Origin of the sequence: Methanothermobacter thermautotrophicus, assembly GCF_014889545.1 — an archaeon.
In the GTDB taxonomy this organism is placed as follows: Archaea; Methanobacteriota; Methanobacteria; order Methanobacteriales; family Methanothermobacteraceae; genus Methanothermobacter; species Methanothermobacter thermautotrophicus_A.
In genome coordinates, this window is record NZ_QKOF01000005.1 from 20,751 (window position 1) to 46,732 (window position 25,982).

At 49.2% G+C, this 25,982-nt stretch carries 26 protein-coding genes and 2 tRNA genes; 12 read left to right on the forward strand and 16 right to left on the reverse strand.

Annotation, left to right across the window (positions count from 1 at the left end; all coding sequences use genetic code 11):
- The first annotated feature begins 174 nt into the window (after window positions 1–174).
- Together DNK57_RS02630 and DNK57_RS09370 are read left to right on the forward strand one after the other, a co-directional pair.
- Window positions 175–1,053 (forward strand): citryl-CoA lyase, encoded by an 879-nt coding sequence (locus DNK57_RS02630; RefSeq protein ID WP_192961517.1) that lies wholly within the window; start codon window positions 175–177, stop codon window positions 1,051–1,053.
- Window positions 1,054–1,119: 66 nt separating this feature from the next.
- Window positions 1,120–1,221: a 2TM domain-containing protein gene (locus tag DNK57_RS09370; protein WP_394354489.1), complete on the forward strand. Its 102-nt coding sequence runs from the start codon at window positions 1,120–1,122 to the stop codon at window positions 1,219–1,221.
- 177 nt (window positions 1,222–1,398) lie between these two features.
- On the opposite strand, the gene DNK57_RS02640 is transcribed toward DNK57_RS09370, so the two are convergent.
- The 5 genes from DNK57_RS02640 to DNK57_RS02660 all read right to left on the reverse strand — a co-directional run bounded on the left by DNK57_RS02640 (window position 1,399) and on the right by DNK57_RS02660 (window position 4,081).
- Window positions 1,399–2,310 (reverse strand): phosphate signaling complex PhoU family protein, encoded by a 912-nt coding sequence (locus tag DNK57_RS02640; RefSeq protein WP_192961518.1) that lies wholly within the window; start codon window positions 2,308–2,310, stop codon window positions 1,399–1,401.
- Entirely contained in the window at window positions 2,300–2,914 is a 615-nt protein-coding gene (locus DNK57_RS02645) for a hypothetical protein (RefSeq protein WP_320056848.1), read from the reverse strand. Before DNK57_RS02645 ends, DNK57_RS02640 begins: the two co-directional genes overlap by 11 nt.
- Window positions 2,915–3,076: 162 nt before the next feature.
- The gene (locus tag DNK57_RS02650; protein ID WP_192961520.1) at window positions 3,077–3,865 is read right to left on the reverse strand and encodes a metallophosphoesterase family protein; all 789 of its coding nucleotides are present in this window, start codon (window positions 3,863–3,865) and stop codon (window positions 3,077–3,079) included.
- Window positions 3,866–3,890: 25 nt separating this feature from the next.
- Window positions 3,891–3,963 (reverse strand) — tRNA-Thr (locus DNK57_RS02655).
- A gap of 35 nt (window positions 3,964–3,998) precedes the next feature.
- Window positions 3,999–4,081, reverse strand: a tRNA-Leu gene (locus DNK57_RS02660).
- Between the two features lie 108 nt (window positions 4,082–4,189).
- On the opposite strand from DNK57_RS02660, the gene DNK57_RS02665 reads away from it, so the two are divergent.
- The 5 genes from DNK57_RS02665 (at window position 4,190) to DNK57_RS02680 (ending at window position 9,540) form a co-directional block, all read left to right on the forward strand.
- Window positions 4,190–4,360 carry a 4Fe-4S binding protein gene (locus tag DNK57_RS02665; RefSeq protein ID WP_226891011.1) on the forward strand — a complete coding sequence of 57 codons (171 nt, stop codon included), beginning with the start codon at window positions 4,190–4,192 and terminating at the stop codon, window positions 4,358–4,360.
- The gene (locus DNK57_RS09315) at window positions 4,350–4,736 is read left to right on the forward strand and encodes an FAD-dependent oxidoreductase (RefSeq protein WP_320056849.1); all 387 of its coding nucleotides are present in this window, start codon (window positions 4,350–4,352) and stop codon (window positions 4,734–4,736) included. Before DNK57_RS02665 ends, DNK57_RS09315 begins: the two co-directional genes overlap by 11 nt.
- The gene (locus DNK57_RS02670; protein WP_320056857.1) at window positions 4,622–5,506 is read left to right on the forward strand and encodes an NAD(P)/FAD-dependent oxidoreductase; all 885 of its coding nucleotides are present in this window, start codon (window positions 4,622–4,624) and stop codon (window positions 5,504–5,506) included. Before DNK57_RS09315 ends, DNK57_RS02670 begins: the two co-directional genes overlap by 115 nt.
- 38 nt (window positions 5,507–5,544) lie before the next feature.
- Entirely contained in the window at window positions 5,545–8,046 is a 2,502-nt protein-coding gene (locus DNK57_RS02675) for a glycosyltransferase family 39 protein (protein ID WP_192961521.1), read from the forward strand.
- Between the two features lie 171 nt (window positions 8,047–8,217).
- A complete protein-coding gene (locus DNK57_RS02680) occupies window positions 8,218–9,540 on the forward strand; it encodes a HEAT repeat domain-containing protein (RefSeq protein ID WP_192961522.1) in 1,323 nt (440 codons plus the stop codon).
- Between the two features lie 20 nt (window positions 9,541–9,560).
- On the opposite strand, the gene DNK57_RS02685 is transcribed toward DNK57_RS02680, so the two are convergent.
- The 7 genes from DNK57_RS02685 to cdhA are packed head-to-tail and all read right to left on the reverse strand — an operon-like array spanning window position 9,561 to window position 17,622.
- On the reverse strand, window positions 9,561–10,022 hold the full coding sequence (locus tag DNK57_RS02685; RefSeq protein WP_226891049.1) for a 4Fe-4S dicluster domain-containing protein: 462 nt from the start codon (window positions 10,020–10,022) through the stop codon (window positions 9,561–9,563).
- Between the two features lie 17 nt (window positions 10,023–10,039).
- Entirely contained in the window at window positions 10,040–11,416 is a 1,377-nt protein-coding gene (gene acsC, locus DNK57_RS02690) for an acetyl-CoA decarbonylase/synthase complex subunit gamma (protein ID WP_192961524.1), read from the reverse strand.
- A 2-nt stretch (window positions 11,417–11,418) separates the two neighbouring features.
- Complete coding sequence (gene cdhD / locus DNK57_RS02695) at window positions 11,419–12,582, reverse strand: CO dehydrogenase/acetyl-CoA synthase subunit delta (protein ID WP_192961525.1); 1,164 nt, start codon at window positions 12,580–12,582, stop codon at window positions 11,419–11,421.
- 10 nt (window positions 12,583–12,592) lie between these two features.
- The gene (locus tag DNK57_RS02700) at window positions 12,593–13,339 is read right to left on the reverse strand and encodes an ATP-binding protein (protein WP_192961526.1); all 747 of its coding nucleotides are present in this window, start codon (window positions 13,337–13,339) and stop codon (window positions 12,593–12,595) included.
- Window positions 13,340–13,357: 18 nt separating this feature from the next.
- Window positions 13,358–14,740 carry a CO dehydrogenase/CO-methylating acetyl-CoA synthase complex subunit beta gene (gene cdhC, locus DNK57_RS02705; RefSeq protein WP_192961527.1) on the reverse strand — a complete coding sequence of 461 codons (1,383 nt, stop codon included), beginning with the start codon at window positions 14,738–14,740 and terminating at the stop codon, window positions 13,358–13,360.
- Window positions 14,741–14,761: 21 nt separating this feature from the next.
- Complete coding sequence (gene cdhB, locus DNK57_RS02710) at window positions 14,762–15,283, reverse strand: CO dehydrogenase/acetyl-CoA synthase complex subunit epsilon (RefSeq protein WP_192961528.1); 522 nt, start codon at window positions 15,281–15,283, stop codon at window positions 14,762–14,764.
- Window positions 15,280–17,622, reverse strand: coding sequence for a CO dehydrogenase/acetyl-CoA synthase complex subunit alpha (gene cdhA / locus DNK57_RS02715; protein WP_192961529.1), 2,343 nt, complete (start codon window positions 17,620–17,622; stop codon window positions 15,280–15,282). The genes cdhB and cdhA overlap by 4 nt, the downstream gene beginning before the upstream one ends.
- A 318-nt stretch (window positions 17,623–17,940) precedes the next feature.
- Between cdhA and cbiM the strand changes: the two genes are divergently transcribed.
- Genes cbiM through DNK57_RS02735 form a run of 4 tightly spaced genes read left to right on the forward strand, consistent with a single transcriptional unit; the run spans window position 17,941 to window position 20,662 of the window.
- A complete protein-coding gene (gene cbiM / locus DNK57_RS02720) occupies window positions 17,941–18,594 on the forward strand; it encodes a cobalt transporter CbiM (protein WP_192961530.1) in 654 nt (217 codons plus the stop codon).
- Window positions 18,591–18,908: a PDGLE domain-containing protein gene (locus tag DNK57_RS02725; protein ID WP_192961531.1), complete on the forward strand. Its 318-nt coding sequence runs from the start codon at window positions 18,591–18,593 to the stop codon at window positions 18,906–18,908. Before cbiM ends, DNK57_RS02725 begins: the two co-directional genes overlap by 4 nt.
- Window positions 18,909–18,939: 31 nt before the next feature.
- Entirely contained in the window at window positions 18,940–19,725 is a 786-nt protein-coding gene (cbiQ, locus tag DNK57_RS02730) for a cobalt ECF transporter T component CbiQ (protein WP_192961532.1), read from the forward strand.
- A 4-nt stretch (window positions 19,726–19,729) separates the two neighbouring features.
- Window positions 19,730–20,662 (forward strand): ATP-binding cassette domain-containing protein, encoded by a 933-nt coding sequence (locus DNK57_RS02735; protein ID WP_192961533.1) that lies wholly within the window; start codon window positions 19,730–19,732, stop codon window positions 20,660–20,662.
- A 48-nt stretch (window positions 20,663–20,710) separates the two neighbouring features.
- Here DNK57_RS02735 and DNK57_RS02740 read toward each other — a convergent pair whose 3' ends face one another.
- Both DNK57_RS02740 and DNK57_RS02745 read right to left on the reverse strand, forming a co-directional pair.
- Complete coding sequence (locus DNK57_RS02740) at window positions 20,711–21,790, reverse strand: type II secretion system F family protein (RefSeq protein ID WP_192961534.1); 1,080 nt, start codon at window positions 21,788–21,790, stop codon at window positions 20,711–20,713.
- 8 nt (window positions 21,791–21,798) lie between these two features.
- Window positions 21,799–23,370 (reverse strand): CpaF family protein, encoded by a 1,572-nt coding sequence (locus DNK57_RS02745; RefSeq protein WP_192961535.1) that lies wholly within the window; start codon window positions 23,368–23,370, stop codon window positions 21,799–21,801.
- A gap of 41 nt (window positions 23,371–23,411) precedes the next feature.
- On the opposite strand from DNK57_RS02745, the gene DNK57_RS02750 reads away from it, so the two are divergent.
- Window positions 23,412–24,326 carry a methyltransferase gene (locus tag DNK57_RS02750; protein WP_226891013.1) on the forward strand — a complete coding sequence of 305 codons (915 nt, stop codon included), beginning with the start codon at window positions 23,412–23,414 and terminating at the stop codon, window positions 24,324–24,326.
- Between the two features lie 5 nt (window positions 24,327–24,331).
- Here DNK57_RS02750 and DNK57_RS02755 read toward each other — a convergent pair whose 3' ends face one another.
- The gene (locus DNK57_RS02755; RefSeq protein WP_226891014.1) at window positions 24,332–25,525 is read right to left on the reverse strand and encodes a tripartite tricarboxylate transporter permease; all 1,194 of its coding nucleotides are present in this window, start codon (window positions 25,523–25,525) and stop codon (window positions 24,332–24,334) included.
- A gap of 154 nt (window positions 25,526–25,679) precedes the next feature.
- A complete protein-coding gene (locus tag DNK57_RS02760; protein ID WP_192961537.1) occupies window positions 25,680–25,949 on the reverse strand; it encodes an elongation factor 1-beta in 270 nt (89 codons plus the stop codon).
- Window positions 25,950–25,982 lie beyond the last annotated feature (33 nt).

Genomic DNA, 25,982 nt, shown 5'->3' on the forward strand with positions numbered 1-25,982 from the left:
ATCACCTCAACCTTTACCTTATCCTAGAACTATTTAAAATTTACTATTTTTGTGTACTTAATTACCTATTTTGTGAACTAAACCCAATGTGCAGAGGAATTTAATTCACAATAAGTGAATAGAGATACACTAAATGCATTAAAATTTAAATACATGAAGATCAGATGGAGTGATATGATGAATGAAGGACTTATAAATGATATAGTGCGGGTTAAAAATCCCAGGTGGAGGACCTCCATTACGCGTGTTGAGCCTAACCGTATTGTTACGAGGGGTTATTCTCAGGAGGATCTGATTGGTGGTGTTTCCTTTTCTGAGATGGTTTATCTTTTGATAAGGGGTGAGCTGCCCCCTCAGAATGTTGCCCGTATGCTTGAGGCTGTCCTGGTGTCCTTCTGTGATCATGGTGTCACCCCTCCGAGTACTCAGGCTGCCCGTATGATTGCTTCGGCTGGTTCCCCGGTTCATGCCTGTATTGCGGGGGGTCTTCTGGCCTTTGGTAAGAATCATGCTGGTGCCATTGAGCGTTCCATGAAGCTTTTCCAGGAGACGGTTTCATCCTGTGATTCTGAGGATGAGATCCCTGATGCTGCGGTGAGGCTGGTTGATGATCACCTCCAGGCCAACAGGAGGGTTCCGGGGTTCGGGCACCGGTACCATAACGCGGACCCCCGGGCTGTCCGGTTACTGGAACTTGCAGAGGATTACGACTGTGTGGGGCCACACACAGCCCTTGCCATGGAGGTCCAGGAGATACTACTGAAGCGCAAGGGCGTCCGCATGAACGTTGATGGGGCCAACGCCGGCATACTCTCAGATATGGGCTTCGACTGGAGGACAGGCGCAGGACTCTTCATGATAGGACGCCTACCCGGACTCATATCCCACGTATACGAGGAAAAGGTCAGGGAACCAGCCTTCAGAAAATTCTTCGAAATCGAAGAAATACACTACGACGGCGAGGAGAAAAGAATATTGGAAGCAGATTACAGAACATTAAGGGGGTCAGAAATATGGAGGACGAGAAATACAAAAGAGCCAGGAAAAGAGTAGAGGATCTCAAGGGATTTTACATCCACATATCTGCTTTTTGCCATAGTTAACCTTACACTCTTCCTCATAAATCTCCTCTCAACTCCCGGGACATGGTGGTTCTACTGGATAACAGTCTTCTGGGGAATAGGAATAATATGGCACGCCTTTGGAGTTTTTCATAGGTGACAGATTCCTTGGTAAGGAATGGGAGGAGAAAAAGATAAAAGAGTATATGGAAAAAGAAAAGAGGAACAGATGGACCTTGTAAAACTCATGAAAAGAAAAATAACTTATAAATAAATCAAGACTGACTCCTTTTCCGCTTCAGCAAGCATCAAAGGTTGCAGAACTGATTAAAATAAATCAGGACTCCTCTCTCTCCCTCCGTCTGAATCTTTCAGGGGTCGTTGTCCTCGGAATGTTCCTGTAGTACTCACCTGCAGTGTCGAATATCTCAATGGATATATCAGCTATCCTCTCAAATGTCTTAACAATCCTTGAGAGAGATATGTAATAGGTGGACCTCTCCTTATCCTCAAAGGGTGTTTCAGCCATCTGGGTGGCGACACAGTTAAGTGCATTCTTCTGGATCCTGTGGATATCATCCTCAAGTGACATTAGAGTTGCCTTAAGTTCCAGTTTCTCATTCAGGAAGGCTTCCATGGCGGTTTTCACCATCTCAAGGGCAATGGAGAACATGTCCTTGAGGTACTCCATCATTGCGGGGTCAACCTCATAGGACTCCTTTATGGCAAAGTTTGCTATTATCGCTGAATGGTCACCTATCCTTTCAAGGTCATAGGCTATCTCTGTAAAGGCCATTGTCTTGCTGAACTCAGAGTAGGGATTCATTGCTATTGCAGTATCAACAGAGGATCGCACCTTCTCATGCATGGTGTTTGTTATGTAGTCCATCTTGAGGGCCTCATTTGCAAGGTCCTCATCGTACTCCTCAAGGGACCTGAAGGATTTGTTGAGCTGCTTGCACACATGCTGTGCCATGTCCCTGAGTATCTCCTTTATGAAGAAGCTTCCAGCATATTCCCTCGAGGTTACCTCCTCACCGAAGAGCTCAGGGAATTCATCAAATTTCTTTATATCCACGATGTAGGCCCTCCTCACAACGCCCTCCCTGATGAGGGGCTGGAGGAGCTTGGTGACGTACCTCCTTGTTATGCCTAGGCGTTCAGCGATTTCGTCCTGTGTGGAGGGGTTCTCATAGAGGATGACGTCTATGATTGACTTGAGAGTCGCATTCTTTGTCTTATTTTTCATTCTCCTCAGACACCTCATCTTCAATTACTATAACAACGGATTCCCTTAATATGGATATGATCATGTAGATAAGGCCAAGAATAACCGTAACGGTTATCAGGACATCGAATTCATAGAAAATCGCCCTGTAAACAGTTACTATGGGTGAGTTAACATCCACAAGGCCCCTTAAAAGGACCATGAAGCCCATGATGAGGAGCACATGGCCATAGGATTTCTTTATGGTCTCTGGCTGAAGTAGAGGATATACTCCCATCACCATGAGGCCCACCCCTATTGACCTGAAGAGGTTCCAGGATGTGGCCTCCTCAAGTAAATAGAATATATGCTGTGGCCTCCACTGGAAATTTCCAAGAAGGTATATGAACTCGATTATCACGATGATTATGAGAGGTACTGCAAAGACCACCCTGCTCTCAACCCTCTCGGTTTTAACATTCTTCAAGGGCTCCCTGAAATAGTGTGAAAGTAGCTGATACAGCATTGAACCCAGAACTGCACCCATGACGGTTCCGCCTACACCAAGCTTTGAGGTCGTGAATGCAACTATCCCTGAGATAATACCCGCCATGAATATATCAAAGGCCTTGGTCAATGCAACCACCCACAGCCATTCATTCTGACATCCTCATTTGAGATCATATTATGAGTATTTATTTTCCCTATTAGGGAACATTGTTTTATTGGTATATCAACCTTTGCATCCAAAGAAACTGTTGAGGATGAAACCCGGAAAATATGGAGTGCAAATGTGTTCAAAATGTGTTCATATGGAGTGCATATAGGAGCATATCCTGTATTCCTCGTCCTCAACCCTGACAGAGTAACTGGCTATTTCCCTGACGGAACCGTTCTCAGTGTTTATGAGGTCAACTGAAATCCTGTCATCGTCTATTCTTAGCTGGTTGTGTGAGGGGAATGTCTCACCCCTCAGTTTCCTTGTTGTGGCTGTGCCCGAGTTCAGTGTAACCATCCCTTCAATCATCCACACATTGGGCACATGCTTGTGTCCGTTGAGAACAAAATCCACACCGTATTCCTTCAGGAGTTTCAGAAGGTCACCGGAGTCCAGGAGGATATTCCTCTCACGGCCGGTGCCGGGTATGGGTAGAAGATGATGGTGAAATGTGACTATCTTGCAGAGGTGATCAGGGACACGTTCAAGTTCCCTCCTCAACCATTCAAGCTGATCCATGCCTATCTGACCATCGTTTATATCTGGCTCAGAGGAGTCAAGGCCTATGACCGCAAATTCAGAGTCATGGTGAACAAACTTCCTCCGGCCTATTAACTTCTCAAAGTGCACAAGACCGACGTTCCTTGCATCATGGTTGCCAGGGATTGTGTAGGTTGAGGTGATATCCCTGAGTTCATCCACAAATTCTGCTGCAAGTTCATACTCGTGTGAGTATCCCTCGGTTGTCAGGTCACCGGAGACTATTATGAGGTCAGGGTTCTCATTTTCAAGCTGACTTAGGAGATTATCCCTGAGCTGATCCGAGAAGTTCTTCTCACCGAAGTGAACATCTGAAATCTGGGCAATTTTTTTCTCCATTAAAACACCTTAAAATCAATAGAAAAGCCTTAGGGGGGATTCGAACCCCCGACCTATGCCTTACCAAGGCATCGCTCTACCACCTGAGCCACTAAGGCAATCAACACATGATTAGAACCGTCAAAATTCTTAGTGCAGGGGAAGGGATTCGAACCCTCGAAGGCCTGCGCCAGAGGATCTTAAGTCCTCCCCCTTTGGCCGCTCGGGCACCCCTGCATGGTAATTGATTAGTAGTAAAAGGTAGTATATTAATTTAACGGTTGTGTGTGAGGTAATCTGATAAACTTTAATTCCATCAAACCAAGATATCATAACGGTGGTCAATTGAAATATGATGGATCAATCTGTATGCGGTGCGGTGCCTGTGTTAGTGTCTGTCAATTTGAAGCCCTTGAACTTGAATATGAACTGATACCAGGTGACGGCTGTATTGAATGTGGTGATTGTGCTGCGGTCTGTCCAGTGGATGCAATAGGGTGCTATCATGAAATATGATGTTGTGGTTATTGGTGGACGTGTATCCGGTTCAACAGCAGCCTACCACGCTGCCAGGCTGGGCCTCAAGGTGCTGGTACTCGAGCGTAACCCGGAAATCGGGACCCCTGTGCAGTGTGCAGGTGGGGTCAGTGATACATTCTTTAAATCAACAGGTCTGAAGCCACTCCCTGAGTTCACATGCACAAGGATAAGGGCAGCTGCAGTTAACGGACCGCTAGGTGCCAGTATTCTGACAAGAAATCCCATTGTGAGGGATATATCCTTGAAAGAAAGTCCTTCGACAAGTACCTTGCACTCAGGGCCGCTGAAGCCGGCGCCGATGTGCTTACAATGTCCATGGCAAAGGATCTCATATTCCGGGAGGGCTCAGTAGGGGGTGTTGTGTTCAGGTGCCCCGATGGAGTCCAGGAGGTTGAATGTGGAATGGTTATTGCTGCAGACGGTGTGCAGTCCAGCATCGCCAGAAAGGCAGGCCTTGAAACAGGTTTCAGACCAGGCGAAATCTGCTCCTGTGTCCAGTATGAGGCTGCAGGGCTGGATGTTGACCCTGAAACCATGGAGTTCTACTTCGGGAGCCGTTTTGCACCATCAGGTTACCTCTGGGTGTTCCCCAAGGGCGAAGGAAGGGCGAATGTGGGCCTTGGAGTACGGAGAAAAAACTGCTCAGAGAGGGGTCCCCTCAGCTACCTTAACAGGTTCATGGAGGATCGGGGATTTAAGAGGATAGAATTCAATGCAGGAGCTGTGCCTGTCTGTGGACCCGTTAAGAGGACCTTCACAGATGGTCTCCTGGTGGTTGGGGATGCTGCTGGACAGGTTGACCCCCTCACCGGTGGCGGGATACACGTTGCAGCTGAATGCGCAAAAATCGCAGGTGAGGTTGCCGCCGAAGCCATCGAATCTGGAAGGGTCGATGGGAAATTCCTCTCAAGGTATGAAATTAGATGGCGCAAAAAGGTCGGTAAAAACCTTGAAAGGTCACTTAGATTCAGGAAGATCCTTGATGGGCTCAGTGATGAGGAACTTGATTCACTGCTGAGATCCCTTGAGGGCAAAGATTTAAGTTCAATTTCAAAGATATCCCTTCTGAGGATTTTAAAGAACTACCCTTCAATCTTAAGAACCCTCAGAGATATGCTCTAATCAGAACAGAATATATTGTTTAAAGGCGGGTGATTTCTTTGATCACTAGAATCAATAGGGAAAGACTCTATCTAACACTGATGGCCATCCTGACGTTTATCGTGAGACTCATACCCAGCAGGAACTTTACACTTGCAGGGAACGACGCATACATCCACCATGATATTGTCATGAGAATGGTTCATGAGGGACCCGGTATTATGGGGCATGATATAACATCCCTTATGGGTCTAAAGGCATATTCATATCCTCCCCTATTCCATCTGATGGGCTATGGACTTTACCTCCTATTCCACTCCGAACTTGTATTCTTCCTCACATGCCCCATACTTGGAACAGTAACCGTTCTTGTTATCTACAAAGTTGCCCTCGAAATATTTGAAAGGGAAGATGTGGCACTCCTTTCAGCCTTCCTCTTCTCAATGGTACCCTCCTTTGTTACAAGGACATCTGTCTTCATACCAGAATCCATGGGTTTGCTGCTCACCTCAGGGATACTCTACATGCTTGTGAAGTACATTAAAACCGTGCCAGGTTACCCTGACATTGATAAATTTGAGCTCAGGGGATTCATCAACCTCTTCAGGGGTGATCTAAGTTACATTCTCGGAGGACTGACTCTTTTCATCATATATGTCTTCACCCACAGGGGATGGGTTTTCCTTTTAATCGCCCTGCTCCTTCTTGGTGTGACTTTTCTCACGCCATCATTCAGGAAACGGCCGGTTGAAATTGGTCTGATATTCCTCTTAATCGGAGCGGGCGTCATTGGATTTATAAACTTTGCTGCGAGGTTCCAGTCAGTTCCAGTTACAATACTCGGCTTTCCAAAGTGGATGGGGGCGCTGCAGCTAATACTCGGGATTTACGGGGCCTTCATGCTCATCAGATCAAAGAATCCCACCCACAGGTTCCTCATAATATGGACCGCCGCCTTCATGATCATAGGAACCTACTCATTCAGATTCAGGGACCCCTACGCAGCCATACCCCTCTCACTTATGGCAGGTTATGCTTTCAGTGAAGTTAAGGACCGGCTGTACAGGCCAGATCACCTTAAGAGTTATTTCCTCATGAAAAGAGACATCACCCCCCTCCTCCGGACCGGTGTTTTTGCAGTTCTCTTGTTGATGCCAGTGGCCCAGGGAGCTGCCATTGCATACACAAGCGTAATAACTCCTACAACTCAGCAGAACGCAGCGTTCAGGTGGATAAATGATAAAACCCCCGCTGACGCGGTTTTTCTATCAAAAATTGATGATTCATACCCCCTGATTGGTAACACCCACCGTAGAGATGTTCTGCTCTGGAAAACCGTTTACGAAGGGTTCATGGGGAACCCCCCATCCCTCAAGGAAAATACAGTGACCCGCGATGAGGTATCAGCCATCTTCCAGTCATCCATACCCTCGGAAGTCCATTACCTCATTGAAAGAAACAACATAAGTTACATATACCTTTCAAAGGCAACGCACATGAACGGTATTGGTCTACAGGTGCCTGTGGATCCTCACTTCAAAACATGCTTTGTATCAGGAGATGTGTCAGTTTACAAGTACATTAAGAAGCCCGAGCTCAAGTCAAATTATTCAGAAATAGCTGTGAACGGTGAATATGGAAAGGTCGTGGAGTACATTGAGAAATTCTGGAATGGGTACTCCTATTCAGAGGTCGGTGCAACAGCATACAATGACCCGGCAGAGGACCTTGAATTTGGAAACCTTTTCAAGGGTTCATATGAGAGTAACGCCATGATAGCAGCTATTTATCTTGATATGGGAGACAGTACAGGGAACAGGGACCTCACATCAAGGGGTGAGTACCTCATGGAATGGCTCAGCTACAAGCAGATGGATAATGGATCCTTCCCGGGAGGTATGCCTCCTGCAGAGTACACCCTGACCACCATGCAGACGATCTATCCCCTCATGGCGATAAGATCATCTAAGAGTCAGGAGATTGTTGATAGGGGTTTGAATTTTGTGGACTCCCAGATAAGGGGAAATGAAATAAATGTGGAGCCCTTCTGGAAATCCAGGGCCCTCTTTGAAAGTGAATACCTCCAGCTCAAAACAGAGTCTCAGGTGGCTGGCATGTACCCATCAGGTAAACAGGGAATTGTATATTCAGTCATTAAAAAACAGAACTCTGATGGCTCATGGAGCTCCCAACCCTACGAAAACATTGAGATACTGAAGGGACTCACACTTTACTACCTCTCCACAAATGATTCCAGGGTCCTGGATTCAATAAAAAGAGGTTCTGAATGGTTAAATTATCATCAGAGACCTGATGGATCATTCCAGGGGGATGGAGAAGAAAATGTCTACTGTCTGGCACATTATGCGGATGCTGCACTGGTCTACAGTGTGGCTGGAGATGAAAAATCACTTGAGAAAACCATTGCCTTCACTGAGAAAAGGGGAGTTAAAAACGACCCCACTCCACTTAAATCATTCCTCACATTCATCTGGGATATGAAGATCATATACGGAGAAGATAGGGCCATGCAGCTCGCCACTGAAATTGCTGGTACCTGAAAAACAGAGAACTTATTTCTCTTCACGTTTATCCCTCAACTCCCGAAAAAAACAAAAAACTTATTTTTTCCAGATTAAATTTATAGAGTAGAGATTGAGGTTTTATGGTTCTTGGGGGTTTTTGGTATCCCCTGAAGATCAAATTTATAGAGTGGGGATTAAGGGGGGATTGTGATTGAATTCACCGATAAGATCAAGGGTCTTCTGACTTCAAATGATGTTTCCGGCCTCATAGAGGCCCTCAAAGATCATGAATTCACTGTTAGAAGGGAGGCCGCCCTCGCCCTTGAGAGGATCGCAGATGATAGATCCACAGATGCCCTCATGGATGCCCTGAGATATGAGGAATGGCAGAGAGAATACCCCATACTTGCAGGTGTGAGGGCAGCTGCAGCAAGGGCTCTGGGAAAAATAGGAAACCCCTCCGCCCTTGAACCTCTACTTGGTGCCCTTGATGACCCTGATGATGAAGTCAAAATAGCTGCAATAAGGTCACTCTCAGGGTTCCCATCAGAGGAGTCCATCAGGGCAATTGAAAGATTTGTGGACCATCCTTCAGAGGATATAAGGAGGGTCACCATTGAGTCCCTTGCAGAACTTGACCATGAACTGGGCCTAAGATACGCAGCCAGGGCCCTGGACGACAGCTCATGGATGGTCCGAAAAGCTGCCGCAAAGGTCATGAGGAAATTCGGTGATATAAGGTGCCTTCAGGTCCTCCTGAATAACCTCAATGACCCGGATACAGAGGTCAGGCATCATATACTGCTTGCTGTGGTTAAGATGGGTGAATACGCTGTTGAACCCCTCCTTGACAAACTTTCAGACCCTCAATGGCAGACCCGTGCCATGGTTGTTGAGGCCCTCGGTGAGATAGGATCAAGGAGGGCCGTTTCCCGCCTTAAAGGGATGCTTGCAGGTCGCGGAAGGGATGAGAACCGTTATGTTCGTGGTAAGGTTGCCGAGGCCCTCGGACGTATAGGTGACCCCGAATCCCTTGAGGCTCTCCACATGGCCCTCAAGGACCCATACCTCTTTGTGAGGAGGAAGGCCCGGCAAGCCATTGACATCCTCGACGTTGAACCGGACCTTGAGAAATTCGATGACGGCGAAATCAGCTTCAGGTACCCCCGTTTCTGGAATCTCTTTGAGACACACGCCGGTGACAGGCTCATTGATGCATGGACTGATAATCTCAAAATAGCCATCAAGAGGAGGAGGGCTGAGGGTTTAAATGCCGATGAATTTTCAGAGATCATACTTGAAGTTCTGAACATGAGGGGCTTCCTTAACATATCAAGGAGCAATATAACAGTGGACAGTGAACATGGATACATGTTAAGAGGGGATACCAAGAATGAAAGGATACTGACCTTCATCTTCAAAAAGGGAGGATACATATACTACATCTACTTCAGAGGCCCCATTGAGGAGATGGAGGAATCATATAAATATATAAGGGTGTTCATGAACACCCTTCACATTAAGATCTGAAGCTGGGAGGTGCTGGATGCCTAGATCTTTTTCCCGTATATCTTCATTGCCTCCTCAAGGATCTCACTGAATTCGGCGCGATCCCTAAGCTCAGCAAGGTCATCCAGGGAGACCAGTTTAAGAACGTTCTCCTTACACGCCTCCACACAGGCTGGCAGTATGCGGTCTGAGTCCATGCAGAGTGTGCATTTCTCTGCTGATTTCTTCTCAGTGTTCATAACAATCATGCCAGCCGGGCAGGCCACCATGCAGAGCTTGCAGAGTATGCATGACTCCTCATCAACGACAAGTGCCCCTTCGACTTCCCTTATGGCGCCAACAGGACATATCCTTGCGCAGGGGGCCTTCTCTGGATGGCACTGAAGACAGAAGAGGGGCATCCTCTCCCCCTTCCTCGCCCTGGCAACTCCATGGGTCTCCCTGCACGCATTTATACAGTCATCACAGCCACTGCACCTTGCAGGGTCCATGACCATCAGCATCTTCACTGAAACACCCCTCACTCTGATGCAAGTTTTTCAAGGTAGTCAGGTATTCCAGAGGAGTCCCTTGGTCCAACAAGGACCTTCCAGCCGGTATCATCCTCTATCTCACCGCTTGCAGGGGCTGCAAGTCCAGGAATTATCATAACCTTATCCCTGACCCGCTCCTCTATACCTGTTTCCTTTATGAGGTCAGCCACGGCCGGGCCATTGAGCTGTCCACCAGCCAGTGAAACGTCCACAGCCCTGCCCTCTGTATCAAGTACGAGGAGGTACGCCGTAACATCACCTGACTTGAGGTCCCCCTCAACCGTGTAGTAGGTGAGTGCGAAGTTGGTTGTGAGTATAACAGGGGAGTTCTCATCAACATCACCGAATTCATAGACACCAGGATCAACTGCCTGGGGCTTCCTTGGGTCTGTGTACAGGCCCTGTCTCAGTGTAAGGACAGGCATGATCTCCCATATCTCTGTCCCTGCGAGTATGAGGATGTCAGCGTACCTGTTCATGAGGGTGGCTGCAACTGTGGCCTCCCTTATGTTTGCCTCGATTTTATCGGATACTGTGAGCCTTGAGAGTGCGGGTATACCCATGATGGGGAAGCGGAAGTCCTCGTCCCTGTCCTCAACTGCAAGACGCCTTATCATGACAAAGTTGTCTATGGTGTCACCTATCCCCTCCCCGGTGAACGTGCCAGGGTCAAGGACAATTTCCGTGACCCCCATGGACCTGAGTCTCCTTGAAAGGTTCTTCATCTCCTCGAGGTCGCCTGGTGAGAAAAGCACAAGGGGACACCCGTATGAAACTGAAAGATCCGCCATTTCCTGGAGGTTGTCCTCCCTGGCGGCGTAGAGTAGCGGTCTCTGATCACCCAGAACCTCGAGGGCCTTCCTCATTGCCTCAGCATCGAAGGTGCACAGGACCACAGGGAAGTTGAGTTGACTGATGGCTTCTGCTGCCTCTGCAAATTTTTCAGGGCTTCCTGATTTGTTCCTGAGTGCTATAGCATCGAGAGTGAGTTTTTCACCGGTACGCTCAAACTCCAGATCCATGATCCTCTGAGCTCTATTAAGGAGCTCCTCTGATGGTAGATCGTCTGGAAGATCAACCACGAGGGCGGTGGGGTTGTAGTATGTGAGTTCATACCTGTAGAGGACCTCATCACCACCCACAACCACTGGATTCTCCTCTGGCCCGAAGGTGATTTCCTTCACGGCAGGGGCCAGAAGGTCCTCCAGTTTCTGTTTTTCATCTCCACTTAGCTGTGGGCAGTCGTCAGGTGTGACCTCCTTTTCTATGAGTTTAGTGGCAAATGCCATGCATGAGGCCTCATTGCATTTACCACAGTTTGTTTTTGGAAGTAAACGGTATACATCCATGGCAGTGACCTGCAATTTTAAACCTCCTGGTATTCGAGTTCAGTTATCCATTCCTTCAGATCGGGTGTCTCTGCTGTCATGTACTCCCTTGTGAAGGTTTCACCTATCTCCCTCAGCAGCCTCACTGAGGTGGGGTGCAGCATCATGAATATGTCCACACCTGAGAGCATCATGGTAAGTCCTGTTACGATTTCCCAGAGGGGACCCCTGTAGTCTGTTGGGCCCCATTCATCCTTCTTCATCCAGGCCTCCCTTGAACCCCAGGCGTTTGTGGTACCTGAGGACATCGGCATCTGGAGGTCAGAATCCCCCTTGAGGGCTGCGAGGCGTGTCCTTGTGATGACGTCTATTGAGAATTCTATACCGTAACCCAGGGCGCATGTCGTGGGGTCCATGACTATGTCCTCACGGTTAAGTCCCTCCTTCAGGAGGTAACGGTTAAGGGTCTTCTGCATGTTGACATCTGTGATGGCCCATGAGAGAACTGCATGGTTGTAGTCAAGGGCTGCCCTTGCAACCTTCCGGTAGTCCAGGTCAAGGTTGGCAGATGCTAGTAGGCACCTTTCACCTTCAGCTGCCTCGGCAGCCTTTTCAAGGACCAGGGGGTCCTTTTCAGGGTCCCCGGACCCCCCTATCACCAGGGGGACATCCACTGCCTGGAGGACCTCCTCAATATCCTTTGCTGCCTCCCGGGGGGATTTGTCCATGACCTTTGGACCGGTCCCTATGAGGTGTATTGTGACCATGTTGGCTCCGTATTCCTTCACAGCCTTACGTGCCCAGTCCCCCGGGTCCTCCATGACGTCACTGAAGTGCTCCCTTATTGGCCTCGGGAGGCCAGGCATGGGTATGTCAAATACGTCGAATGTGACAACCGGCGGGTTGGGTTGTGGCTCCTCAAACCTGTAGAGGGCCTTCTGCCCGCCCAGGTAAACACTTTTCCGGGTGCCCTCCCCAAGCTTCACCTGGGCAACCTCACCAGGATATGACCTTATGGGGGGGTTGAACTCCTCCTCAGGCAGAGCCTCCACTGCCTCCCTCATCTCAACTGTTTTCTGCATGGCCTGCTGGACTGCAGGAATCAGGTAGAGTTCCAGTTCCTCAACATCCATCCTGAACTCTTTTATCTCGATGGACTCCGTGTTCTGGAGTAGTTTCAGAAGTTCCGTTAGTTTATCCATAAGCACACCTCTATAAACTTAAAATCTTCTCTGCAACCTTTTTTATGGCCCTGAATGATTCAGAGTCTTCAGGTAACTCATAGAGTGGTCTGCCCTCCATATCGTAACTGGATACCAGGGGGTCCTCCGGTATGACACCTATGACCTCAAGGTCATCATCCAGTTCCAGCCTGTCAAGGTCCCCCTCCCTTACCCTGTTGAGGACCAGGAAGACCCTCCTGAATTTTATCTCAAGTTCCTGTGAGAGTTCCACTATCCTCCTTGCTGTGAGTATCCCCCTCTTTGATGGGTCGGTTACAACTATCATCACGTCAACGTTCTGGGTTGTCCTACGGCTGAGGTGTTCAAGGCCTGCCTCGGTATCTATGACTATGTAATCATAGTTCTCTGCTATGTTCTCGATTATCCTGCGCAGCATGGTGTTGACTGCACAGTAGCAGCCGCTCCCCTCTGGTCGGCCCATGACAAGGAGGTCAAAGTCACTGGTTTCAGTTATTGACTCCATTATCCTGTAGTCTAGCATGTCCCACTTGTTTGCTGAGGGGGGTATCCTGCCTGCAGCTGTGTCCCTCTTCAGCTGTTCCCTGACATCACCCACGGTGCCGCTGACCGGAACTCCCAGGGCCTCAGGGAGGTTTGAATCAGGGTCAGCGTCTATCGCAAGCACATCTGCACCCGTTGATGCCAGGATTCTTATGAGGGAAGCTGAAAACATCGTTTTTCCCGTACCGCCCTTGCCACTTACTGCTATTATCACATAACCACTCGGGTTGATTTATTTGCGTTTTATTATTACCTTCTCGGCGTAGATCTTTGCATTCTTGAGCACTACCCTGAATCCTCCTGCTGCAGGGAGGGTCATCTCAGGTGCCGCCATTACAGGGACCCCCTCTGGAATGGGAGTCTCCTCATGATATGCTTCTTCAGCCGCTTCTTCTTCGGGTTCAGTTTCTTCAACGGCCGCCCTTTCAAGGACAGGATGGCCATTCTCCCTCAGGAATCTTCTGAGATCCTTTATTGATGTAGCGTCCTCCTCCGTCGCAATCTTATCCCTGACGTCCTCAGGGATGAATTCCAGGACAGACTCCTTGAGTTCCCGGGGCATCCAGATCACTCTGTGGTATCCCCCGTCTGCCTGGAGGAACTTGGGTGACCTCATGTATTCAAGACTGAGACCTGAAAATCCTTCAACCTGTTTTCCTCCTGAGCACTGCCCGGCCATTGCTGAGAATGGTATCCCGAGGGGTGTCTCTCCCCTGAAGTCCCTGTTAACGATGCCTATACCGTCAAGTTCAGGTATGTAGAATGCCACCGCCTCGAAGCATCCGCAGGACGTGTGGGGGTAGCCGAATACGCTGTGGAGGTATACCCTCTCTGTTGTGCCCTGAGAATTTTCTGCAACCGCTGCGTTAACATTTGCATACTCTCCCCTCTCAGGGTCCAAAACTTCGCCCTTTTCAATTTCAAATATTGGGCCATCAGGGTCCATCTTGTATGCTGCACGGCAGTCGAACCAGTTTATGGCGCCGCAGAGGGCTGTTCTGTCCGGTGTTACCACACATACATGTGTCGGTGCAAAGGACTGGCACATGAGACATCCGTAGAAGACGTCAACGTCCTCATCTGAAAGCTCCCTTGCCCTTGAATCCCTTATCTCATACTTCTCCCTTGCTGTCTCAAGGAATTCCTGGACTGCTGTCTCATCTGTCATGAGTGTTACTGCTATTGATTCTATTATGGGGAACTCCTCCCTGAAGAGGACTGAGAGTGCCTTTCCGAGGTGTTCGAGCCTGAAGCCTGCGTCCTTTGCCTCTGTGCTCACACGGCACCATATCTGGTCCCTCTGGTTGAGGTGCATGAATCCCTTAACATAGTTGCAGAGCTCATGGAGCCTCCTCTCGATGACGCTTTCAAGTTCCTCCTCGAGTTCACTGCCAGCTATCTCAACACTTATGGCGAAGGGGTACACCTGGCCCTGTTCCATTTCATCTATTTCGGGCCCCCTGACCTCCACCTTTCCATCCTCAACCTCGTCCTTAACCTGGACCAGTTCTGCTCCGATGGACTTGGGACCTGCCAGTTCAACGAACATGTTGGCTGATCTTATCCTCTCCCCCTCATGCATGGGACTTACATCAACTGGTATGTCTTCAAACATTGAATTCCTCCATTATCCTGATCATTCAGCGTACATCTTCTCAAGGTATCTAAACCATTCATCATCATCCATGTTCGGGAATGATGCATCTGCATTTGAGTGGAATGTCCTGCATATTGTGAGTGTCTTTATATGTGGTGCGAAGTGTTTGAGGGTTGATAGACCCTGTGATGCGATGTAATATATGCAGCCTATGAATATTACAAGGTCATGCTGCCCCTCACCACGGACCCCCTCCCATGAGGGATCCTTCAGGAGGTTTGTTATCTCCACGATACCTCGGGGCTCTGATTCTATGCCAGCCTCACTCAGGGCCCTGTAGGTGTCTGCAGTTGTCACCACAGGTAAATCGAAGTGCCTTATTATTTTAACCACATGTTCAAGCACCGGCTGGCGCTTGGCGAGGGGTCCTACAACCATGAGTGGCCTCCTGGCCTTTTTTATCATCATAGTTGCGGTTTCTGGTGTTACAAGAATTGCCTGCTTTGGCCCGGCTATAACCGTGGGCTGCCATGGTATTATTCTGTCATTCAAGACTATCACCTCTCCAGGAGTGAGGGTTCCTTTGGAAGCTTCCTGGGTTTCCAGTTCTTCTCCTCAAGGATCTTCATAACGTCCCTCTTGTAGACTATGGGGATGTCCTTCTCCGTCCTTATGAACCTGTCTATATCGTCAGGGATTGTGCCGAAGTATTTTCTGTGGAGGTCTATGTAGTTGCTGAGTTTCATCTGGCGGCCCTTGGGCGTGTCTGTTGGTCTTATGCACAGCTTTGCTATCTTGACCGTCGCCTCCTCACGGTTCTCTGCTGCGTAGAGGAGGTGCTCAGGTGCTGGTTCTCCATCAATAACTTCACCCGTCCTGAGGTCATTAAGTTTCCACTTCTCCTCATCATCTGGCCTCCCCAGGAATAATCTGCGGTACTTTGATCCGTGTGGACCCAGGACGACTGGTATTCCCCACCGGTTCACACCCGTTGCGATGGCAGCCGCCTTCTGGGAGTAGGCACCCCAGGCAACTCCACATGCCCCCACACGGTTCAGTATGTAGTCTGCTATCTCTTCAAAGTTGCCCTCAAGGGGTTTCTGTGCGAATATGTTGGCTATTTTTATGGCTGCGCCTGATACGTGGGCATTTGATACACAGGAACCCATGTTGACCAGCCCCCTTGCATCAAACTGGCCACCGTATTTTTCATATAGTGTCTGACCATCCTCGTCCCGGTATTCGCCTATTGACATTGCTCCGCAACCCGTGGTGACCACTATGTAGTTCCTCTCAAGGAACTCCTTGGCCATAAGTGCAACGTCCTTCCCACCCTCAGGGTAGTTTGAACATCCCACGAAAGCCACCACTCCGGGTATATCCCCCAAGACGATGGGTGCTCCGACCCTCCTTATCTCAACGTCCTGGGCAGGTCCCCTTCCAGCCCGGATCTTGTATTTCTCGTCCTTGACTCGCCTCTCACCCGCCTTTGTAACCATGGATACTATGGGTATGTTCCTTTCACATTCCTGCTCGCAGCGTCCGCAGGTGTAGCAGAGCTCCTCGATGGCCATCTCTTCAAGTTTGCTGAGGTCACCCTCAGCCGCCTTCTTCACTGCATCCATTACAGGCAGGCTGTTGGGGCAGACCCTCTGGCACCAGCCACAGTCTGTACACTCAGATGCCAGCCTGATTATCTCATCAAGATCTGGCAGTTTTTTGAGGGATTTCCTTATGGGTGCAAGTTTCATTGCAGTTTTAACTGCAACCTCACCCACCTTTTCAGGGTCCAGTATAAGGGCGCCCTCTATGTTGCCGTTTATGAGGTCATTCACGATTTTATCCGGGTCCTCCCCTGTCAGGTCCGGGAGTCCGAGGCACATCTTATCAGTTGTGGCTATGACCGCTGACCTGTTCTTGAGGGCCTCCTCCAGCACATCCGTCCTGACGCACTGCTCATCAACAACTATCACGTCTGCAACACCACTTCTTATAAATCTGAGCTGTTTTGATAGTGGACCTACAACCTTTGCGGCCTCACTGTACCTTGTCACGTCTATTGCAGCGCAGCATATTCCACAGACCTCAACCTCGTCCTCCATTCCCTGCTCATCAAGGTAGTCAACTATGTCTGCGCCTGGCAGCACGTTGTGGCCTATGCAGAGAACAACTGGTTTCTCTGTATCTATGGTCCCGAATCCAAGTTCAACCAGTGGTGCGTCCTCGTCACCCTTTGGAAGGTCCAGGGCCACTATCTGGGCCAGGTCTGCAACTTCCCTTGTAAGGTCATCCATGAGGCCGGCGTGGAATGCCTTTGATTCGAAGTCCTTGCTGTCCCCCTCCTGTCCCGTGTGGCAGGCTGAGAGGAGGTGTGACATCTGTTCCTCGGCGTAGTCCAGCACTTCCCTGAGGTCGCCGAGTTTGGAGGGTCTTTTACCCATCACCGTCCTTGTTATTGGTGCCTCTATATCCACGTTGCTGCCGAGGTCTATCTTATAATCCTCCCCGAGTCTCTCTATTAGGTGTTCAACCAGGTGCCTTGCGTGTCCTGCGTGGGCGGCTGTTCCTATCAGGCAGGCCAGGAGAACTGTCCTTGCCTGCTGTGTGGCTGCGTCTATACCGCAGGCTCCCTTCTTACCGAGGAGTTCGCATTTGCCGTAGGTGCAGAGACAGCACATATCACAGAATGGTGCATAGAATGGTTCATATCTTTCAAGTAGTTTCATGTCCCATGATCTCAGGTCAGTCACGTGGGGACGGGGTTTTGGGCCCTTAACCTCTTCTTCCTGAGGTTTTTCCTCAGTTATTATTTCTCCTATGGATATCTGGATGTTCTTGGCATCCCAGAAATCCCCTTTAAGGTTCTTGGCTTTTTTTGATTCAGGCGCCACATCTATCACCAGTATTACTAAATGCAGATTGACAATTATTAATGATTTATAATGATGTTTTTCATTTTATAAAATGAATATATAAAGTTTGTGTATTGCCACTTAACACATAACTTTGAAGACCCTCTTAATAATAAGATCCCATAATGAGGACCCCTAAGTTTATTACCCTCCCAGATGTACATGGGGCCCGGTCCAGGATCATGCTCCCTCAGTATTACCCCAATATAAGTTAAGCTGGAGATAAGTAATACTCACTTCAACCTTTATATTATATGAATGGTTGATATAGTGATGGAATTAAAAAACTAAAAGGAGGCGAATACCTTGCACATTCCAGATGGTTTCATACCATTCCCACAGTACCTCGTGTACTGGGTCATTGCCCTTGTAGCCCTCTACTTCAGCATGCAATGGGCGAGAAGGGACCTTAAAGAAAGACAGATACCACTGTTTGCAGTCCTTGCAGCGGGAATATTTGCGATACAGGCTATGAATATACCGATACCCTGGGGTACCAGCGGCCACATGGTCGGAGCAGCCCTGGTTGCAATAATCTTTGCAAGCCCCTGGGCAGCTGTTCTGTTGCTCTCAATTGTACTCATACTGCAGGGACTCATATTCGGTGATGGTGGAATAACAGCCCTCGGTGCCAACATATTCAACATGGGTATAATCGGAGGATTCGCCGGTTACTACCTCTTCCAGGCACTGAGATCCGCAGGTGAAATACCTGCAGTGATCCTGGCATCATGGGCCTCAATATTCCTTGCAGCCATCGCCTGTGCAGTGGAGATGTGGATAGCAGGGACATTCCCCCTCGTACCCGGCCTCTGGATGATGGGACTCTACCACGCAGTTATAGGCATCATAGAGGCTGCCATAACCGTGGTGGTTGTTCTTGCAATCCAGAGCACCCGCCCTGACCTTTTCTCATTCAGGGACTGGGGAAAGAAAAGTGCCGAGGTGTCATCAAAATGAATGCCCGAGACAAAAAATTTCTGACTGCCGGCATCATAGTTGCCCTCATAATAGCCGTGCTGGCACCATTCCTTGCCTCATCAAACCCGGACGGCCTTGAAAGCACCGCCGAGAAGGTGATGCCCAACCCTGAAACAGAACCCGTGCTGAAGTCACCGCTACCAGACTACACCCTCCCTGCGCTGGGTGACAGTCCCATTGGTGGTGTCATATCAATGATATTCGGTACGATCCTGGTACTGGCCCTAGCCTATGGTGTGGGCGCAGTTTTCAGGAGCAGGAAAGCTGCAGGTGAAGATGGAGGAGAGGAATGATCCTCCCATTAATTTTTTCTGGTGTGTCTGAATGGAAGACCTCATAAACATCGAAAGGGAAAGCCTGAAGGAGAGCTCAATCCACAGGCTGGATGGGCGCATCAAACTCATAATAACCTTTATAATTATAGCCTTCGCTGTTTCAGCCAGCAGCATCGTTACACTGATATTGATGGAGGCATATCTCCTCCTGCTCATACTCCTATCAAATGTGTCACCATCATATGCCATTAAACGTATAATCCTTATACTCCCCTTCGGGGGCTTCATTGCACTCTTCCAGCCCTTCATACGGTCGGGGACTGTTATCTGGGCCGGTCCCCTTGGGATGGATGTGACACTGGAGGGGCTGATCTTTGGTGCACTGCTACTCGGGAAGGTAACCGTGAGCGTGACAGCGGTGATCCTCCTATCCTCAACAACTTCAATGCAGGAGCTGGTTGGATCAGCAAGGAGAATCGGTGTCCCATCAGACTTTGCAATGCTACTCAACCTCACGGTAAGGTACCTCTTCTTCTTCTATGATGAACTTGAGAGGATAAGGAACGCCCAGAAGACCCGCTGCTTTGATATATGGAACAAAAGGACATCCTACAGCTGGAGGCTCAGGAAGGTGGGTGAAACAATTGCGATGATGTTCCTGAGGGCGTATGAACAGGGGGAAAGGGTGTACCTCAGCATGCTGAGCCGTGGATACAGCCAGGACAGCCAGATGTACACTGCAAGAACCGCCCTTGCCGGCCGGGATGTCCTATTTGCAGCTGCAAACATCTTTATAATCGCGCTGCTCCATATACTCCAGCAGGGCTACTGGTGATTGGATGATTGAGCTGAGGGGTTTAAGCTACAGTTACCCCGACGGCACCCCCGCCCTCAGGGGCATTAACATGAAGATAGATAAGGGTGAACGCGTTGCCGTTATAGGGCCCAATGGGGCGGGCAAATCAACACTTTTTCTCCACCTCAACGGGATACTGAGACCCACCACAGGTGAGGTCATAATCGATGGGAAGAAGATGGAATACAGCAGGGATCTGATTAAGATCAGGCAGAAGGTTGGAATAGTCTTTCAGAACCCTGATGACCAGCTCTTCTCACCCACAGTCCGGGAGGATGTTGCCTTTGGGCCCATGAACCTGGGGCTTCCCATGGACGAGGTCGAGGAGAGGGTCAGGGATGCACTCCAGAAGGTGGGTATAACCGGCTATGAGAATAGGGCGCCACATCACCTCAGCGGAGGGGAAAAGAAGAGGGTGGCCATCGCCGGTATACTTGCAATGAAGCCTGAGATCATGGTACTTGACGAGCCAACAACCGGTCTGGACCCGGAGACAGCCGATGGTATAATCAGGATACTCCTTGAACTGAGCATGGAGGGCATAACCGTCATAATATCCTCCCACGACGTTGAAATAATAAGCCAGTTTGCAGAGAGGGTTTTTGTACTTAATAATGGGAAACTTATTGCAGAGGGCACACCTAGAGAGATCTTCAGGGATGCTGAACTGATCAGTAGGGCCAGTTTAGGGCTTCCAAGGACTGCTGATCTAATGAACCGTCTCAGAATGGCTGGTTTTGAAGTTGATGTGAAGCTTACTGTTGAGGAAACCTACCATGAACTCCTGCACCTCCTCGGTGGAGATGCATACCACCTGTTACTCCATTTCCTGCGTGAAGAGAAACAGCACAGACTCATACATATCCTTGGAGAGGAGAAGTACCACCAGCTACTCCATGCTCTGAAGGAAAGCTAACAGAAAAATTAATTCAGTTTTCAAACATGCGTCAAGGCGGGCAAAATTCTAGAGCTTTGGCTCAAGTCTCTTGATCATGAAGGCCATGAAGCCCACGAGCATCGGGAAAAGGAAGAGGTATATCATTATTATGGCTATTGGTGGTAGAACTGAGCCCATGACCGTGGAGGCTGCAAGGAGCATGACAAGGAATATGACCGGGCCGAGAATCGCCAGGAACATGTATATCATTGTGAAGGAATTAAGCTTCTGTGAATAGTCCTTGAGCTTCATCCTCATCTCATAGGCAATATCATCGGCGATGACATTGAGGGTCTTTGATAGGTCCCCACCACTGTTGAGGGTCCTCGTGATCTGATAGACCGCCCTCTTAAGACCATCAGATTCTATGCGGTTGCTCATCTCAATGAGCGCATTCTCTGTTGTCTCACCATACTTGATCTCCTCAAGGGTCCTTGCAAACTCCTCAGAAAGTGCGCCGTAGCCTGACATTGCAACTGATCTCATGCTGTCATGGAGCCCGAGGCCTGATTTGAGCTCGGTTGCCATCTGACGGAGGGCGAAGGGAAGTTCCCTTGAGGCCTCACTTGAACGTTTACCCTTCTGGAGGTTCGGGAGGAAGATTACAATTATCGCCATGAAGAGGACCGCGAGCATCATTGCAAGGCCTATCTCAATTCCAAAGCCAAGGAGGACCATCACCACCAATAGAACTGCGCCTGATCCTCCCCCGAGGATCATTATGAGTTTCGGGTCCAGCTGTTCCTTCTCCTCCTCCTTCAGGAGTTCCTCAAGAGACGCCCTCTCAAAGCTGGCTCTGGTTGCACTGTCCTCACCCCGCTCCTCCAGCCTCTTATCCGCCTCTATAAGACCCTTGAAAACCTCTATCTCTTCAGGCGTCATTTTCATCCGGCTTATAACACGGGCGGATCCCCTTCTTGAGAGAAATCCGGGTTTAGGTTTTTCTGAACTCCTCTTCAGAAGTCCGCCAGGCCTTCCGATGGGGGGTGCCTTCGGCTTTATTTCACCCATCTTCTGAACAGGTTTCTGGACACCCTCACCCACCTTCTTTGTGGATGTGAGGGTTATGCCGCCAAGCTTGTCAAATATTTCCCTGATGGAGACCATGATACACCTCAGAGTATGCTGTCAAGGACACCGTCAGGGTCCCTGTAGTATTCATGTATGTAGCGTCCCACCTCATCTATGCTCCTTATGTTCTCATCGGCCATGTACTCCAGTACTAGCCTCCTCCTCTCAATTTCCTCCTCGATTTCATTTATGCTTATGGCCCTCAGTTCAGCTATCTCCCTGAGGGTCTGGCTGGCTATACCAACATATTCAACCTTATCAGCCACACTGTTCCACTCGAAGACCCTGTTGAGCTGGACGTTACCCTCCTCCATACCCACGACCTCGGCGACCTCAGTTATCCTCCTTATGGAGCCCCCCTCAGGTCTGTACATTCTGTTCTGCATTATTATGAAGTCAAGGGCGGGTATCATTATCCTCGGCACATTCATGGGGGGGTTTATGAGACGGGTTATGGTTTCCCTTGCTGTGTTGGCGTGGAGTGTCCCGAATCCACTGTGACCCGTGTTAAGGGCTGTGAACAGGGTTATGGCCTCACTGCCCCTCACTTCCCCCACGATGACCCTGTCTGGTCTCTGACGGAGGGAGTTCTTGACGAGGGTATCCATGTCAAGTTCCCCCTTGCCCTCTATGTTGGGTGGCCTTGTCTCCATCCTGAGTACATGGGTGTGGGGGAGCTGGAGCTCCAGTGTATCCTCAATGGTTATGATACGCTCGGTTGGAGGCACGAAAGCTGATACCGTGTTGAGGGTTGTTGTTTTACCGGACCCGGTACCCCCCGCCACTATGGCGTTGCATGGTTTCACGCCCAGACCATCTGTGCATACCCAGAGGAAGGCTGCAAGGTGGGATGACATGGTCTTGAAGTTTATGAGGTCAACAACAGTGAAGGGGTCCTTCCTGAATTTTCGGATTGTGAGTGTCGAACCATCAGGAGAGACCGGAGGTATTGTTGCATTGACCCTTGAACCATCAGGGAGCCTCGCATCAAGTATGGGTGTCTGCTGGTCTATGCGCCTGTTAACCTGCCTTGCTATAAGGTCTATGATGGACTTTATGTCGTCATCGTTGTTGAAGACGACATTGGTGATCATCATTCCCAGCTTCCTGTGGTAGACGAAGACAGGTTTTTTGACACCTATTACCATTATCTCCTCTAGGTCATCGTCCTTTATGAGTGGGTCCAGTTCACCGTACCCAAGCATCTCCTGGGATATCTGTTTTGCCAGCTTGTCAACATTACGGACTCCCTTCATCCTTAGGAATTCCTTGACCTCTGACATGAATGTGGATTCATCTATTCTGAACTCTTCACCCTTGGAGACCGCAACCTCAACCAGTTTTTCCCTGATCTCATTTAGGAGTTCTCTCTCCTTCTCAGAGAACTTTGGAAGGGAAACCCGGTACTGGGGTATCAGGTCCCCTTCAATTATCTCAACATCCTTTAAATCCACCCGAGGGGAGGCTGGTTTTGGTTTGGGATTCTCAAGCACCTTTTCGACCTTGAATTCTGATTTTTCTGGTCTTTCCTTCCTTTCCTCCCGGGGGGATTCCTCCTCATCCGTTGCAAATTCCCCAAGGATCTCCTTCAGAATTTCCTTCCTCTTATCCCTCATATTACTCAACTCTTTATATGTGAAGGATGATATTTAAGTGTATGTCAGCAAGGTGTCCTGTCTGTGGGGAGGACCTTCCTGCCTACAGGGGTGGTGTCGATATCTACGACCCCTGCGATGGGTGCATGGACCTCCACCTGAGTAAGTTCAGACCCATCAATGAGGTATCCGGTTCAATTCCAGGGGCTTGTGAATGCGGCCGGAGGCATCTTGACGCTGTCATGGCCCATATCGCAGGGATCATGATTAGGGATGGATGTATACCCGAAGATGCGAGGCTCAGGGACGTCGGGGCTCCCCTCATAACTCCAGCGCTCCCCCTTGAATCCCCTCCATTCCTTCCAGAAAGATCCCTTGTTCTTCTATCACCCCATGTTGATAAAGGGGTCGCTGAAATCATCATGGACCATGTTCCAGAGGTTAAGGGTGTTTTAAGGGGTGATATGAGCACTGTTCCCGGTATGATGGACTCTAATAGCCAACCACATGTATATGAGCTCCTGGCAGGTTGTGATATGAGATGTGACATCATTGAAACACCCTCCGGGACCCTCTCAATATACAGGAGGCAGAGCAGACTTCACATAGAGTTTTCATCCGGGAAGAATTTGAAGATTCAGGCTGCTGCACGCGAGATACTCTCACTGCGTCCTGAGAATGTGCTGGATGCGACATGCGGCCCCGGGACCCTGGGGATATTCTCCCTTATGGCAGGTGCCCGGAACGTTGTATTCAATGACATCTGGAGGGAAGCCTGTGAGATGACCCGCCTGAACCTGCAGGTCAATGGATTCAGTAAAGGGTTCAGGGTGTGCAACAGGGATATAAGGGAACTGCCAGATCTGATTGATGAGAGGTTTGATCTCTGCATAGTGGACCCCTTCCCTGGTGTTGATGCCCGTGAATTTATTGATGCTGCAGAGAGACTTGCAGAGAACGTCCTCCTGATAGGGTGAATACCCTAAATGCCAATGTAGACAGCAACTGCAGGGATCACGAGTACACCCATGAGGTGAGACTTACTTGTGCCGGTACAGTGGGGGATGAGTCCAAAGGAGGTTGATGCTATAAGTGCAAGGGTGATGAATGGTAGGCTGGCCCCCTCCATGACTGCAAAAAGGAATATGGAAGCTGTCATGAATAGCATGACCGCCAGCGAAATTTTTCCGTAATTGATCCCCGATAGATGGGTGCAGATATAATCAGCAGCCTTAATGGATATTACAGCCGCCAGGGATACAGCCAGGAGTGAGGCTGAGATGAAAAGGAAGATGTGGCCTGCATCTATATCATGCATTATCTGGGATATGTAGACGGCAATCCCACTCCTCGGGTTTCCGATAATGTAGAGTGTCATGAGAGAAAAGAGGGCATCCGAGGTGTTAAGGCATGACAGTGCAGTGATGAAGTCCCCTGGCGAATCCTCCCCACCCGAACCCGTGAGGGAACATGATATCATACCGCCCTGGGCGGGTCCAAATCCTGGTAAAAATCCTAGCAGGACCGATGCAACACCTCCTGCAAGAACAGACCTGGCAGTACCTGCATCAAACACTGTGAATGGCTCTGTTTCCTGCTCAGGCAGAGATGATCCTGAACTGAAGCTGTAGATAATGGTGCTGAGACCGAAGAAACCCGTGAATAGTGTCATCAGGCCAAGTCCAGGGGATATCGGTGCCTGGAAAATAACCCACCCCATGGCCCCTGAGAAAAGAAAGAGGACAGCTGCCCAGAACAGTGTCTCAGCATTCCTGCTGAGCTTAATCATCATGTAAACAGAAACAAGGATGAGTATTAACCAGATTTGTGGTCTGATAAATCCATAGATGGGTGGCAGTGCCAGGAGAAGGAGTGGTAAAAATATTATTGTCAGCAGGATTCCAGCCACACCACCAATTGTTGCAGCCCTTATGGCTTCACCAGCCCTACCCTCAAGGACCATACGGTGCCCTGGGAGAACAGAAAGTGCGGTTCCCTCATCAGGAACCCCAAGCAGGGTTGAGGGTATGAATTCAAGGAGGGCATGGGTTACAGAGAGTGATAATAAAAAAACAGCCAGAGCTTCCTCCGGGATGAAACTCAGAATCTGACCGGATACTGCAAAAATGAATGCCCCGACGGTATTAACATGGATACCCGGAATCAGACCTGTCAATGTACCGGTTATAACTCCAAGAAAACAGGCAAAAAGGATTTCAATTATCCAGATCACCTGAAATAATCTGAGGTGTGTGTAAGAAAGGCTTGAAGATCACATCAGCCTTCTTACATCAGTAACTTTCAATTCAATACTGTGAAAGGCTTGAAGATCACATCAGCCTTCTTACATCAGTAACCTCTATGTTGCTGACACCCTCAATTCCGGAAAGGCTCTCCTCAGCAGCCTCTGTTCCGCCCTCTGCGTCACCAACAACAACCATCACATTTAGGGCCACCAGACCAAATGCTATGGGTTCCTCATCTATCTTGTGAAGTTCCGTGCCCTCAGGTATTCTATCCTGGATCTCCTTCTTCAGAGCCTCAAGATCAACATCGGGGCTCTCAGGCATAACCTTTATGGTGGCTACTACATCTCCCATTAATACTACCTCCCTGCATGGTATTAAATTAAT

What these genes read in the sequence shown, in the direction of transcription:
- DNK57_RS02725 (WP_192961531.1), top strand. Translation starts at nt 18,591, where the DNA reads ATGAATGCCCGAGACAAAAAATTTCTGACTGCCGGCATCATAGTTGCC.
- DNK57_RS02760 (WP_192961537.1), bottom strand. Translation starts at nt 25,949, where the DNA reads ATGGGAGATGTAGTAGCCACCATAAAGGTTATGCCTGAGAGCCCCGAT.
- DNK57_RS02630 (WP_192961517.1), top strand. Translation starts at nt 175, where the DNA reads ATGATGAATGAAGGACTTATAAATGATATAGTGCGGGTTAAAAATCCC.
- DNK57_RS02640 (WP_192961518.1), bottom strand. Translation starts at nt 2,310, where the DNA reads ATGAAAAATAAGACAAAGAATGCGACTCTCAAGTCAATCATAGACGTC.
- DNK57_RS09315 (WP_320056849.1), top strand. Translation starts at nt 4,350, where the DNA reads ATGAAATATGATGTTGTGGTTATTGGTGGACGTGTATCCGGTTCAACA.
- DNK57_RS02685 (WP_226891049.1), bottom strand. Translation starts at nt 10,022, where the DNA reads ATGCTGATGGTCATGGACCCTGCAAGGTGCAGTGGCTGTGATGACTGT.
- DNK57_RS02745 (WP_192961535.1), bottom strand. Translation starts at nt 23,370, where the DNA reads ATGAGGGATAAGAGGAAGGAAATTCTGAAGGAGATCCTTGGGGAATTT.
- DNK57_RS02650 (WP_192961520.1), bottom strand. Translation starts at nt 3,865, where the DNA reads ATGGAGAAAAAAATTGCCCAGATTTCAGATGTTCACTTCGGTGAGAAG.
- DNK57_RS02750 (WP_226891013.1), top strand. Translation starts at nt 23,412, where the DNA reads ATGTCAGCAAGGTGTCCTGTCTGTGGGGAGGACCTTCCTGCCTACAGG.
- DNK57_RS02740 (WP_192961534.1), bottom strand. Translation starts at nt 21,790, where the DNA reads ATGGTCTCCATCAGGGAAATATTTGACAAGCTTGGCGGCATAACCCTC.
- cbiQ (WP_192961532.1), top strand. Translation starts at nt 18,940, where the DNA reads ATGGAAGACCTCATAAACATCGAAAGGGAAAGCCTGAAGGAGAGCTCA.
- cdhC (WP_192961527.1), bottom strand. Translation starts at nt 14,740, where the DNA reads ATGTTTGAAGACATACCAGTTGATGTAAGTCCCATGCATGAGGGGGAG.
- cdhD (WP_192961525.1), bottom strand. Translation starts at nt 12,582, where the DNA reads ATGGATAAACTAACGGAACTTCTGAAACTACTCCAGAACACGGAGTCC.
- DNK57_RS02735 (WP_192961533.1), top strand. Translation starts at nt 19,730, where the DNA reads ATGATTGAGCTGAGGGGTTTAAGCTACAGTTACCCCGACGGCACCCCC.